Origin of the sequence: Bacillus sp. AFS001701, from assembly GCF_002559405.1 — a bacterium.
In the GTDB taxonomy this organism is placed as follows: Bacteria; Bacillota; Bacilli; order Bacillales; family Bacillaceae_G; genus Gottfriedia.
This window is the reverse complement of sequence record NZ_NTZO01000292.1, coordinates 1-12,187: the sequence shown is the minus strand read 5'-3', so window position 1 is coordinate 12,187 and position 12,187 is coordinate 1. Positions and strand designations below refer to the sequence as shown.

The window sequence follows — 12,187 nt, the reverse complement described above, 5'->3', positions numbered from 1 at the left end:
GTTTGTCTACAGTCTGAAAGCCCCTTAAAAAAGGGACTTTTTTTACTCATCCTTTGCAACTCCACCAATGGACCAATTTTCTTTTTCAAATTCGTTTATTAAAATTCTTACCTGTGCTGGCTGAACGTCCAATGTACGACAAACAACTTCATTAATTTCTCTCATTAGCTGCTTTTTTAATTCTGAACTTCTACCCTCAATCAATTGAATTTGAATGATTGGCATAGTTTATTACCTCGTTACTTGTAGTTTCATTGTCTCGATTCCATCAAAACGTGCTTCTACAATATCGCCCTCTTCAACATGAATCGCTTCTGTAATACCACCCGTTAAGATAATCATCCCTGGCTCAATTTGTTCACCGTTTTTACTTAGCATCTGCACTAACTTTACGACAGATTTTACTGGATGATCTAGTACATCAGAACTTATACCACTTTGTACTTTAACCCCATTTTTATATAATTCAACTTTAATTTCATCCCAAGAAGTATATGTAGGTGAATATTGCTGTTTACCAATGATAAATTTTGATGAAGATGCATTATCTGCTACAACATCTGTCAGTGTAAATGAGAAATTTTTATATCGACTATCGATTACTTCTAATGCAGGTACAATATACTCGGTTGCTTCCCATACATCTTTTGCTGTTACATCCTGTCCAAATAATGGCTTGTTAATCATAAATGCGATTTCTGGCTCAACCCTCGGATGGATTGAACCTTCCATCTTTAATTCATTTTCTTCTAATTCCATCGATTTTGTTAAGCGTCCATAAATCGGCTCATCAACGTTAACAGATTTTTGTTTAGCAATACTTGTTAGTCCCATTTTCCAACCAATTAATGGATCACCATTTTTAATCGCATGATCAATACTTAATTTTTGTATTTCATAAGCATTATGAACGTTTAATTCTGGATGTTCAATTGTAATTTTATCCATTTCAAGACCGTTTTTTTGGTGCATATATATTTTATTTGCGATTTCAGTTATCATAAAACTCGGCTCCTTTTCAAAAAACAGACAATTTTTTATTTGCTAACATACAAGCAACTTCTTGAATCATATCCTCTTGCCCACCGACTACTTTTTGTTTTCCTAATTCAATTAAGATATCTCTTGCATCAACATTCCATTTTTTAGCTGCTCGATTGGCATGTAATAGAAAACTAGAATACACTCCTGCATAGCCTAAAATTAGACTACCTTTTGTAATCTCTTGTGGTGTTTTAAGAATTGGTGCAACGATCTCCTCTGCTAAGTCCATCATTTTATAGAAATCAATTCCTGTCTTAATTCCTAATCGTTCTAATACACCAATTAACACTTCAGTTTGTGTATTTCCTGCGCCAGCACCTAAGCAGCGTACACTTCCATCAATTCTAGTAGCTCCTTCTTCAATTGCTACTAGTGTATTTGCCATCGCTAGGGAAAGATTATTATGTGCATGGAAGCCAACTTCAATATCAAGAGAACCTCGTAATGCAGCAATACGTTCTTTTACTTCATGTGGAAGAAATGCTCCTGCAGAGTCAACCATATAGACGACGTCCGCACCATAACTTTCCATCAATTTGGCTTGTTCTACTAATTTTTCAACTGGTGCCATATGGGACATCATTAAAAATCCGACAGTTTCTAATCCAAGCTCTTTAGACATAGAAATATGTTGTTTTGAAACATCAGCTTCAGTAACGTGGGTAGCTATACGAGCCATTTTTGCTCCGATTTTTGCTGCCGTTTTTAATTCTTTTACTGTTCCAATACCAGGTAATAGTAAGACAGCAATCTTTGAATGATTACATGAATTAACCGCTGCTTCGATCAATTCAAATTCATTTGTTGTCGATAAACCATATTGTAGTGAAGAACCACCTAAACCATCTCCATGTGATACTTCAATAAAAGGCATTTTTGCATCATCAAGAGCCTTCGCAATTCGAACAACTTGATCAACTGTATACGAATGGGCAATTGCATGACTTCCATCTCGAAGTGCTACTTCAGTTACAATGACTTCTTTTCCAAACATTGCACTCCCTCACTTTCTTTAGGCACTTTTTTAAACAGTTTTTACAACTTCATATTGTGCAATCTCTTCTGCTACTTTTACTGCTGATGCAGTCATAATATCTAAGTTTCCAGCATAGCTAGGTAAGTAGTCCCCTGATCCTTGAACTTCTAAATAAACAGTTACAGTTGAACCATCTATGATTGGATCCATTCTTAAACGGTATCCTGGCACATACGCTTGAACTTTTTTCACCATTTGCTTAACGGAATGAATCATGCTTTCATGGTTAAAATCTTCATTCGTAACTTTGCAATAAACTGTATCTCTCATCATAATTGGTGGTTCTGCTGGATTTAAAATAATGATTGCTTTTCCTTTTTTAGCTCCACCAATTTCCTCAAGTCCTCGAGCCGTTGTTACAGTAAACTCATCGATATTAGCACGCGTACCAGGACCGGCACTTCTTGAGCTAATTGTTGCAACGATTTCTGCGTACTCAACTTCTGCAATTTGACCTACCGCATGAACGATAGGGATTGTTGCTTGCCCACCACATGTTATTAAATTGACATTGCTTTCGACTATATGAGAACCTAAATTTACAGGTGGTACGACAAATGGCCCAATTGCCGCTGGCGTTAAATCGATCACTCGCTTCTTTAATTCACCAAGTACTTCTGCATGATGAAAATGAGCTTTTGCGGAAGTTGCATCAAACAATAAATCAGCCAGTTCTTTTCGTTCAATGAATCCTTGAATACCATTATCGATTACTTCAATTCCTAATTCCTTCGCACGGTTTAATCCATCAGATTCTGGATCAATACCGATCATCGTTGTTAATTCTAGAAATGGATTATTCTGTAATTTCATCATTAAATCTGTTCCAATATTCCCCGAACCAATGATTCCGACTTTTAATTTATTCATAATTACCACCTCATTTATTTAAATGAAATCGAGACGTCACCTAATAAAGGAAACTTCGCAGTAAATAAGTCCCCAGCATTTGCATTAATTGCAGCTGATAAAGCTCCTGATAATATAATTTCTCCTGCATTTAGCGAGATTCCAAATTCACTTAATTTATTGGCTAACCATGCTACACAATGTATTGGGTTTCCTAACACTGCTTCTCCCTTGCCTGAATTCATTAATTCTTCATTACGATATAATTCCATCGTTACATTCGGTAAGTCAATATCCTTTACATCGAAACGTTCATTGCCAAGAACAAATAAGCATGATGATGCGTTATCGGCAACTGTATCCTCTAATCGAATTTTCCAATTTTCGATTCTACTATCAACTACCTCTAATGCAGGCACAATATAATCTGTTGCATTCACTACATCCTCAAATGTAATATTTGGACCGATTAAATCCTTTTTTAAGACAAATGCAATTTCAGCTTCTACTTTTGGTAAAATCATATTGGCAACCTGAACTTCACCGAAATTAGGAATATTCATATCTGTTAGTAAATGACCGTAATCTGGTTCATCTACTCCTAATAACTCCTGCATCGCAATCGAAGTTAATCCAATTTTTTTACCGATGATTTTTTGCCCTTTTTTCAATTTTTCTTCGACATTCGTTAATTGAATTTGATAGGCTTCCCTTTCAGTTAATCCAGGGAAAATCTCAGTTAAAGCTTTTATACTAACTCCACTCTCTTCTGCTTCTTGCAGCAGAATCGTTAGCTCGTCTACACTAGTAATCTTCATTTTCTTTAGACCCCCTTTTTATTCTTATAATTTAATCGTAATATTCGATAATTCACTATAAAACTCAAAGCTATGAATTCCACCTTCACGACCTAAACCGCTTTGCTTCATACCTCCAAATGGTGTACGTAAATCTCTTAAATACCAAGTGTTTACCCAAATAATTCCAGCCTCAATTTGATGTGCAACACGGTGGGCTCTGCGTAAATCATTTGTCCAAATTGTAGCTCCTAAACCATAATGAGTGTCATTTGCCCATTCAATCACTTCTTCTTCCGAATCAAAAGGCATAACTGTTACGACTGGACCAAATATTTCTTCTCTTACACATCTAGAATCACGACTTAGCCCAGTAATGATTGTCGGTGTGATAAAGCATCCTTTTTCAATTGATGCTGGTCTACTGCCACCCGTTAAAATAGTTCCGCCTTCTTCTTTTGCAATCTCGATATAAGATAATACTTTTTCGTAATGTTCTTTACTAATGACCGCACCAACTTTTGTACCTTCTTCAAACGGATCGCCAATTTTTAATTCCCTTGTTTTTGCGACAAATTTATCAATAAATTCATCAAAGATTGATCTCTGAACATAAATTCTAGATCCACATAAACAAACTTCTCCCTGATTCATAAAAGATGATTTTAAAGTTGTTTCAATCACTTCGTCTAAATCAGAATCAGCAAAGATAATATTTGGATTTTTTCCACCAAGCTCAAATGATAATTTTTTTAACGTTGGAGCTGCCGCCTTCATAATTGCTGAGCCTGTTTTTGTTTCACCAGTAAATGTGATGGCATCAACATCTCTGTGTTCTGTTAAAGCTGAACCTGCCGCATTTGCACCAAATCCGTGTACAACATTCACAACTCCGTCAGGTACGCCTGCATCTTTACAAATTTCAGCTAAAACTGTAGCTGTCATTGGTGTCCATTCTGCGGGCTTCATAACTGCTGTATTGCCAGCCGCTAAACAAGGTGCAAGCTTCCATGTTAATAGTAATAAAGGGAGATTCCATGGGTTAATCATTCCGACTACACCTACAGGCCTACGATATGTATAATGTAAGGCAGTTTGATCTTGCATATGAGACTCAGAGCTTAACGTTGTAATATAATCAGCGAAAAAATAAAAATTGTGAGCCGATCTAGTAATATCAACTTCTAAAGCAAGATCATATGGCTTTCCAGTATCCATTGCCTCTAACGCCGCTAATTCTTCTTTTCGAGCTAATATTCCGTCGCCGATTTTTCTTAATACTGCCGCTCTTTGATTGCTAGTAAATTGTTTCCACTCACCTTTTAGCGCTCGTTTTGCTGCTTTTACTGCTAGATCAATTTCTAACTCGCCACCTTCAGAAACAGAACCTAATACTTCTTCAGTCGCAGGATTAATATTTAAAAATGTTTTTTGATTAAAAGAAGGAATAGATCGTCCATCAATAAAATGCTTACAATCAATCGGTAATGTTTTATTTTTCTTCTCTGTAACTTGCATAATAGGCACCTACCATTCTAATAGAATAAAAGGTGACACGAGTGTCACCAAATTTTTCAATCCTCTATTTCTACAACCATTTCAATTTCGATCGCTGTATTATGTGGAAGCTGTGCCATCCCAACAGCTGATCTAGCATGTTTTCCTCTTTCACCAAACACTTCTACTAAAAGGTCAGAAGCTCCATTCATCACTTTCGGATGATCATAGAAATCTTCTGTACTATTTACGAAACCTAATATTTTTACAATTCGTTTTACTTTTGAAAGTTCACCTAATTCGTACTTTAATACACTAATTAAATTTAACATTGACTCCCTGGAGGCAGCATATCCTTCCTCGAGCGTTAACTCTCGTCCAACTTTGCCATGATATTCATCTACACCTTGACCAGATGTAAATAGTAGATTACCTGTACGAACAGACTTTACATAATTACCTGAAGCCGGTCTTATCGGTTTAAGTGCATAACCTAAACTTATTAATCTATCTTCTGGAGTCAATACTTTGTTTTCCATGAAGTAAATCAGCCTCCTTAATATTTAAAAATTTCAGAGCATTTTTTCCTAAAATCGCTTCTTTCATTTCTTTATTAATATCCATTTGATTGATGACTCTTCCAGGTGGCGTTTCTCTTAATAAGAAAGGATAATCCGAGCCCATCACAATTTTGTCATAGCCAAATCGGTTAATTAAAAATTGAATATTAATAGGATCATAGTGAAGAGAATCAAAATAGAAATTACTTACATAATGACTTGGTGGATAGGCAGTTTTGCGCAAATGCGGCCATACCTTCCATCCTTGATCTAATCTAGGCAGAATAAATGGGAATGAACCACCGCCATGTGCAAAACAAATCTTTAATTTTGGATATTTTTCAATCACTCCACCAAAAGTTAAGCTAGCAGCAGCTAAAGCTGTTTCACTCGGCATTCCAACCGTGTACATAAAGTTATGATCGGGTGTACGATCCTTCGCTAATGTTTCCCACGGATGAATGAACAATGGGACATTCCATTTTTCAGCCATCTCAAAAAATGGACTAAACTCATCACTGTCTAGATTTGTTCCATTTACATTTGTACCAATTTCCAGTCCACTTAATCCAAGTGTATGAATACAGCGATCCATTTCCCTAATAGCTATTTCAGCGTTCTGCATTGGTACTGTCCCTAATCCAATAAACTTTGAAGGATTCTTTTTAACTGTATTTGCAATGAAATCATTTTGAATTTGAGCCATTTCCAATGCAGCTGGAGCTGGTGCCCAATACGAAAAGGTAACAGGAATTGGCGAGAGCACTTGCATTGTTACATCTTCATTCTTCATGTCCTCAATTCTCTTTTCAGGACTCCAAACTTGATCAGTTACTTCCCTAAATACTTTTCCAGCAACCATAATATTGGCACCGCATGAACATGTTGGTTGTAAAATTGGCCATCTTTCATGACCGTATTTTTCAAAAAAATCCGGTAAATCCTCTGGAATTATGTGTGTATGAAAGTCTATACGCATACCCATTCATCCGCTTCCTCTTTCATGACGTGACCACAGTTTTTACATGTTCTTAATTCAAGGCTAGCATTGAATTGTTCAATCGCTTCTTTTACTTGCGTACCAATATCCGTTAATTGAACTGTCTTTTTATGCATTTCTTCATTACACTCATCACAGAACCAAACAAAGCTTTCTAATTCACCTTCTGCTCTTTTTCGTTCAAGCACAATTCCATATGAATCTTTTACTCTATGAGGTGAATGTGGAACAAAAGAAGGAAGCATAAAAATTTCACCTTCTCCAACTGTTACAACTTCACGCTTACCATCCGGTGTAATACACTCAACATAGCAATTGCCTTTAATTTGAAAGAAAAATTCATCTGCTGGATCGATATGGAAGTCTCTACGTTTATTTGGTCCTCCAATAATCATTGCAGCATACTCTGAATCTTCCCAAATAACTTTATTATTAACTGGTGGTTTTAATAGCTCTTTATTATCCTCAATCAATTTGAAAATATTAAAAACACGACTTTTAAGATTCATCTCTAATCCTCCAATTAATTCATTTTATTTAAACTTAAGTAAGCGCTATCATTATGCATTAATATAACCAAGCTGATTTGAGACTGTTTTAGCAGTTTTCACAACATCCTGAATCATTCGGCCAATGTCCTGGCTCATCATATACGAAACTGGTCCAACCATATTTAACGCTGCAAAAGTTTGACCAGTATATGTTTGAATTGGAGCCGCAATTCCGAATAATCCTAGATCATTTTCATTATTGCTAATGCTATAGCCATTCTCTTTAATCGCAGTCATTTCTTTTTTTAATGCATCAATAGTCGTAATTGTATTTGTTGTATAAGCTTTAAAGCCTTTTTCAATCGTTGTTTTTAAGTATGCTGGATTATATGATAGTAGAATTTTACCGGTACTCGTACAATATGCAGGCCGTTTAGCACCTATAAATGTTGGAACAGGTATCGAATGTTTAGAGGAAACTTTTAAAACAAATCTTACGTCCCCTTTATCAAACATGCCGATATGAACGGTACTATCATAATTTTTTAGTAGATTTTCTAATAATGGAATCGCTTCGCTATAGATATCTTGTTGATACATAACGTGATTACTCCATTCAAGCAGCTTCCAACCAAGTCGATACTTTTTCTTACTATCCTGAATTAAAATCCCTTCAGCACAAAGAGTTCGAACTAAATGATGGACCGAGCTTGCATTCATATTTAACTTTTCAGCTATTTCTAAATTTCCTAGGACTGGTTCTTCTTCTGTAAAGCAATCTAATATTCTAGAAATCTTTTGAACTGAAGAGATCATTAGATCCCCTCCTCTTTGATGCTAAAAATTTCATAAAATCCCTGCTTTCTAAAATTAATCAGTTAACTTTAGAATTCGCTAGATTAGTCGATACTCCTTTTAAGTTTTTTGCTCCGTTTAATGCATCGTCCACCATACTAAACGTTTTCTTACGTTTCATTTGGTTATAGTAAATTGCTCTTTTTCGAATTGGATCACCAGTATAATATCTTTCGTATTGAAGTGCTCTTTGTCCAAAAGCTTCTCCACATAAATCCCATGCGAGTTTGAATAATTGAACTCGGTCTAAAGAGGATACGCCTTCACGTCCAACATAGTACTTATCCATAGCATCTCTTAGTTCAGGATGTTCAAAGTCTGCTTCTGTTGGTGACATTAATAAGCCACCTGCACCAATTGTTTGAATTACTTCAATTGCTCTTGGGTACATAGTTGGAAGCAAGCCACGAATCGTCTCAAGTGGTTCCCATGCCGGTCTTACTTCGCCTGAAGGTAATGTCTCATACTCTATTTCGGAAACTCGAAGTAAAGCACGAATTGTTTCAACTGATTGTAGTAGTTCACCTAATTCATTTTGGACATTTAAATAAACATCTACTCCAATTGAATCAGCTAACCTACATGCTACCTCTACTGCAAAAGCTAATTTTACGTAGCCTCTTACGCCAGACTGGTGAGCAGGCTGTTGTGCAATACCTGTTTTTGGATATAGATTATTTGCAGCTTCAACATTATTATGAATAAATACGCGATTCCAAGGAATTAACACATCTTCAAATACAAGGACAGCATCCATTTCTTCGAATCTAGATGCTAATGGATGATCAAAAAATGATCTTTTACCATCTTGCATTTGCTCTCTACATAAAATCTTTAATCCCGGCGTGTCAATCGGAAGTGCAAATGCTAAAGCATATCGCTCATCACCTTCGTGGAATCCAGGGAATGAATAAATAATGACTTCATCTGTAATCGGTGCTAATGTTGCAAGCATTTTAGCCCCTCTAACAACTAATCCATCAACCGTTTCTTCAACAGCACCTAAATGAGTAAATAAATCTTTTTGTTCATAAGATGGTTTGCTGCGATCATTTTGTGGGTTAATAATTGCGTGCGTTAAGAAGATATCGTTATCACGAACAAATTTGAAATAATTTTGAACATTTTTTGACCACTCTGGATTATATTTATCTAAAAACCATGAATTACTTGCCATTGAAGTTAAGACAATGTTCAAGAAATCTGGTGTTCTTCCCATTAAACCAAATGTTGACTTTGCATATGCTTCAAACAAATCTCCACGCTTTTTAATATCTTCAGATGACTTAGGCACTAAAAATGCATTAGAAATTCGCTCACCAGTTTCTTCACAAATATGTGTGATTTTGTCTTGATAAGCTGGATCGAACTGCATATCATATAATTTTGCAATCTCTAGAATCGGTTGTTTGAAAACTGGATGGTTGACGATATCCTCTACCTTTTCTCCACCTAGCCATACCTCTGGCTTTCTAGATCTTAGTCCATCAATATATTGCGCTCCTGTACGAATACCCATTTAATAATTCCTCCACTCCGATATGTAATTTTTTTAACATTTGTTTTTTAAATCGAATTCGGAAATTTTTTAAAGCGCTTTCAAAAAGTTCAATTTCACTATCTTAAATTATTTACACCACCTACTACCTTTTATTTAACTTAATTTCACTATAAAAAATTATAAAATTTTGAACAATCAAAAAATTTCATAATGTGAAATTCCTTATAAAAAAATGATTAAATTAATTTTTTACACGTGCAAAAAAAATAAGACGCCATTAGCGTCTTATTTAAAGTCCTTCCAAGAGATATTACTCTCGTTAAGTAACTCTTCGAATGATTTATTTTTCTCACGTAATTTCTTTTCTTCACGAATACGTGCTTCTTCTTCCTCTTTTAGCTTTGTTTCATTTTCTTGCAATTGTTTTTTTGTATTTTTTAATTTTTGAAGAATTTCTTCATTCATTAATGATCCTAATGATATTTTTTCTTTCTGTTCGTACGCCGGTTTTACAGGCTGCTGTGGTTTTCTTTTTTTCATTTTATATCACCTTCCATTTCCATTATTTTATCATTAATTTATAGTAGAAAGAGAAGTATTTCATCTTTGCTTATATTATAAAACTACCATTTCTCTTTTTTCAAATGCTAAATCTCAGATTCTTTTGGTTCTTCATAAAAACAATAGGATGCCGCAGCATCCTATTGTTCATTTTTATATTTAAAAATCTGCATTTCCTGGTGTACGTGGGAATGGTATTACATCACGGATGTTTTTCATTCCTGTTAAATACATAACAAGTCGTTCAAATCCAATTCCATAACCAGAATGTTTTGTACCGCCGTATTTTCTAAGCTCCAAATACCACCAATAATCTTCTTCATTCATACCAAGTTCTTTGATTCGCTCTACAAGGACGTCTTCTCTTTCTTCACGTTGACTTCCTCCGATTAATTCGCCAATACCAGGAACTAATAAGTCTGTCGCAGCAACTGTCTTGCCATCCTCATTCGCTCTCATATAAAATGCTTTAATTTCTTTCGGATAGTCAGTTACGTATACAGGACGCTTATAAATTTCCTCACTTAAGTAACGTTCATGTTCAGTTTGCAAATCTGTTCCCCATTCAACTGGGTAGTCAAACTTTTTACCAGAGTTCTGTAATAATTCAACAGCTTCAGTATAAGTAACTCTACCAAAGTCAGATTCTAATGCATTCTTTAATCTTTCAATAAGAGTTTTATCAATAAAGCTATTAAAGAATTCCATTTCTTCAGGTGCTTGTTCAAATACATAATTAATTACAAACTTAACCATGTCCTCACCAAGATCCATGATATCTGGTAGTTCTGCAAAAGCAACTTCCGGCTCAATCATCCAGAATTCTGCGGCATGTCGTGCAGTATTTGAATTTTCCGCTCTAAAAGTCGGACCAAATGTATACACATTACGGAAAGCAAGGGCATAAGCTTCACCATTTAATTGGCCACTTACAGTTAAGTTAGTTTCTTTGCCGAAGAAATCCGCGCCGTCATCCACTTTTCCGCCTTCAGCTTTTGGAAGTTGGTTCAGATCCATTGTTGTCACACGGAACATCTCTCCTGCGCCTTCTGTGTCACTTCCAGTAATAATCGGTGTATGTACATATACATATCCTTTTTCTTGGAAGAATTTATGAATGGCATATGATGCAAGTGATCTTACTCTGAAAACCGCTGAGTATGCATTCGTTCTTGGACGTAAATGTGCAATTGTTCTTAAATATTCAAGAGAATGTCTCTTTTTTTGTAATGGATAATCTGTATCTGATAATCCTTCAATCACAATTTTTGTCGCTTTAATTTCAAAAGGTTGTTTCATTTCCGGAGTTGGAATAAACTCACCTTCTATTAAAACAGTAGAGCTAATCGGTAACTTCGTAATTTCTTTGAAATTATCAAGATTGTCCTCAAATACTATTTGTACACTCTTAAAGAATGTACCGTCGTTTAACTCCATAAAACCAATTGTTTTAGAATCACGAAGGGTACGAATCCATCCTGAAATTTGAACGGTTTTGTCTTTAAAATTTTCTTGATTTCTGTATAAATCTTTTACTACAGTCTTTATCATAATTAGCCTCCTTATGTTAATTTTCCAATAAAAAAAGCCTTCTATCCCTATAAAAGGGACGAAAGACTAACTTCCGCGGTACCACCCAAATTGTCATAATATGACCAACTTTAAAGCTAACACTGCTTATCCCAGTTAATAACGTGCTGGTAACGTCTAAGCCTACTTAAGAGATCCCGTTCGGTTAGAACTCAAAGGTGTTCTTCATTCATGCTTCATCACTAGGCTTCCACCGTCCCTAGCTCGCTATCGAATATAGCAAAAACTACTTTCCTTTTCATCGATTTAAAATATGTAGTTTTTAAAGGAATTTTTCTTGTATAATTTATCATAAATTATAATCTCTTGTCTAGTTGTCCACCAAAATATATTCATTGGAATCTTACTCATTGATCACATTATGAGTAACCAAACTACATCTTTTCCCTTTTTACTTCCTCATGAA

At 35.3% G+C, this 12,187-nt stretch carries 13 protein-coding genes and 1 other annotated feature; all 13 genes read right to left on the bottom strand.

Annotation, left to right across the window (positions count from 1 at the left end):
* Positions 1 to 42: 42 nt before the first annotated feature.
* The 13 genes from CN514_RS18310 to asnS all read right to left on the bottom strand — a co-directional run bounded on the left by CN514_RS18310 (position 43) and on the right by asnS (position 11,742).
* Positions 43 to 225 carry a tautomerase family protein gene (locus tag CN514_RS18310; RefSeq protein WP_098233832.1) on the bottom strand — a complete coding sequence of 61 codons (183 nt, stop codon included), beginning with the start codon at positions 223 to 225 and terminating at the stop codon, positions 43 to 45.
* A 6-nt stretch (positions 226 to 231) separates the two neighbouring features.
* Entirely contained in the window at positions 232 to 1,002 is a 771-nt protein-coding gene (locus CN514_RS18305) for a 2-keto-4-pentenoate hydratase (RefSeq protein WP_098233831.1), read from the bottom strand.
* 16 nt (positions 1,003 to 1,018) lie between these two features.
* Positions 1,019 to 2,038, bottom strand: coding sequence for a 4-hydroxy-2-oxovalerate aldolase (gene dmpG / locus CN514_RS18300; protein ID WP_098233830.1), 1,020 nt, complete (start codon positions 2,036 to 2,038; stop codon positions 1,019 to 1,021).
* Between the two features lie 30 nt (positions 2,039 to 2,068).
* Positions 2,069 to 2,950, bottom strand: a complete 882-nt coding sequence (locus CN514_RS18295) for an acetaldehyde dehydrogenase (acetylating) (protein WP_098233829.1) — start codon at positions 2,948 to 2,950, stop codon at positions 2,069 to 2,071.
* A 14-nt stretch (positions 2,951 to 2,964) separates the two neighbouring features.
* Entirely contained in the window at positions 2,965 to 3,747 is a 783-nt protein-coding gene (locus CN514_RS18290; protein WP_098233828.1) for a 2-keto-4-pentenoate hydratase, read from the bottom strand.
* Positions 3,748 to 3,771: 24 nt separating this feature from the next.
* Positions 3,772 to 5,244 (bottom strand): aldehyde dehydrogenase, encoded by a 1,473-nt coding sequence (locus CN514_RS18285; protein WP_098233827.1) that lies wholly within the window; start codon positions 5,242 to 5,244, stop codon positions 3,772 to 3,774.
* Positions 5,245 to 5,300: 56 nt separating this feature from the next.
* Positions 5,301 to 5,762, bottom strand: a complete 462-nt coding sequence (locus CN514_RS18280) for a RidA family protein (protein WP_069033372.1) — start codon at positions 5,760 to 5,762, stop codon at positions 5,301 to 5,303.
* Positions 5,731 to 6,768, bottom strand: coding sequence for an amidohydrolase family protein (locus tag CN514_RS18275; RefSeq protein ID WP_176525963.1), 1,038 nt, complete (start codon positions 6,766 to 6,768; stop codon positions 5,731 to 5,733). Before CN514_RS18275 ends, CN514_RS18280 begins: the two co-directional genes overlap by 32 nt.
* Positions 6,753 to 7,292 (bottom strand): 3-hydroxyanthranilate 3,4-dioxygenase, encoded by a 540-nt coding sequence (locus tag CN514_RS18270; protein ID WP_098233826.1) that lies wholly within the window; start codon positions 7,290 to 7,292, stop codon positions 6,753 to 6,755. The genes CN514_RS18275 and CN514_RS18270 overlap by 16 nt, the downstream gene beginning before the upstream one ends.
* Positions 7,293 to 7,343: 51 nt before the next feature.
* A complete protein-coding gene (locus tag CN514_RS18265) occupies positions 7,344 to 8,090 on the bottom strand; it encodes an IclR family transcriptional regulator (RefSeq protein ID WP_098233825.1) in 747 nt (248 codons plus the stop codon).
* A gap of 58 nt (positions 8,091 to 8,148) precedes the next feature.
* Positions 8,149 to 9,648 (bottom strand): 4-hydroxyphenylacetate 3-hydroxylase family protein, encoded by a 1,500-nt coding sequence (locus tag CN514_RS18260; protein ID WP_098233824.1) that lies wholly within the window; start codon positions 9,646 to 9,648, stop codon positions 8,149 to 8,151.
* Between the two features lie 267 nt (positions 9,649 to 9,915).
* Positions 9,916 to 10,170, bottom strand: coding sequence for a YqkE family protein (locus CN514_RS18255; protein WP_098233823.1), 255 nt, complete (start codon positions 10,168 to 10,170; stop codon positions 9,916 to 9,918).
* A gap of 180 nt (positions 10,171 to 10,350) precedes the next feature.
* On the bottom strand, positions 10,351 to 11,742 hold the full coding sequence (gene asnS / locus CN514_RS18250) for an asparagine--tRNA ligase (protein ID WP_098233822.1): 1,392 nt from the start codon (positions 11,740 to 11,742) through the stop codon (positions 10,351 to 10,353).
* Positions 11,743 to 11,793: 51 nt separating this feature from the next.
* Positions 11,794 to 12,032: a binding site (T-box leader), on the bottom strand.
* Positions 12,033 to 12,187: the final 155 nt, after the last annotated feature.

Coding starts and splice junctions, on each gene's coding strand:
- CN514_RS18310 (WP_098233832.1), bottom strand. CDS start 225: ATGCCAATCATTCAAATTCAATTGATTGAGGGTAGAAGTTCAGAATTA.
- CN514_RS18305 (WP_098233831.1), bottom strand. CDS start 1,002: ATGATAACTGAAATCGCAAATAAAATATATATGCACCAAAAAAACGGT.
- dmpG (WP_098233830.1), bottom strand. CDS start 2,038: ATGTTTGGAAAAGAAGTCATTGTAACTGAAGTAGCACTTCGAGATGGA.
- CN514_RS18295 (WP_098233829.1), bottom strand. CDS start 2,950: ATGAATAAATTAAAAGTCGGAATCATTGGTTCGGGGAATATTGGAACA.
- CN514_RS18290 (WP_098233828.1), bottom strand. CDS start 3,747: ATGAAGATTACTAGTGTAGACGAGCTAACGATTCTGCTGCAAGAAGCA.
- CN514_RS18285 (WP_098233827.1), bottom strand. CDS start 5,244: ATGCAAGTTACAGAGAAGAAAAATAAAACATTACCGATTGATTGTAAG.
- CN514_RS18280 (WP_069033372.1), bottom strand. CDS start 5,762: ATGGAAAACAAAGTATTGACTCCAGAAGATAGATTAATAAGTTTAGGT.
- CN514_RS18275 (WP_176525963.1), bottom strand. CDS start 6,768: ATGGGTATGCGTATAGACTTTCATACACACATAATTCCAGAGGATTTA.
- CN514_RS18270 (WP_098233826.1), bottom strand. CDS start 7,292: ATGAATCTTAAAAGTCGTGTTTTTAATATTTTCAAATTGATTGAGGAT.
- CN514_RS18265 (WP_098233825.1), bottom strand. CDS start 8,090: ATGATCTCTTCAGTTCAAAAGATTTCTAGAATATTAGATTGCTTTACA.
- CN514_RS18260 (WP_098233824.1), bottom strand. CDS start 9,648: ATGGGTATTCGTACAGGAGCGCAATATATTGATGGACTAAGATCTAGA.
- CN514_RS18255 (WP_098233823.1), bottom strand. CDS start 10,170: ATGAAAAAAAGAAAACCACAGCAGCCTGTAAAACCGGCGTACGAACAG.
- asnS (WP_098233822.1), bottom strand. CDS start 11,742: ATGATAAAGACTGTAGTAAAAGATTTATACAGAAATCAAGAAAATTTT.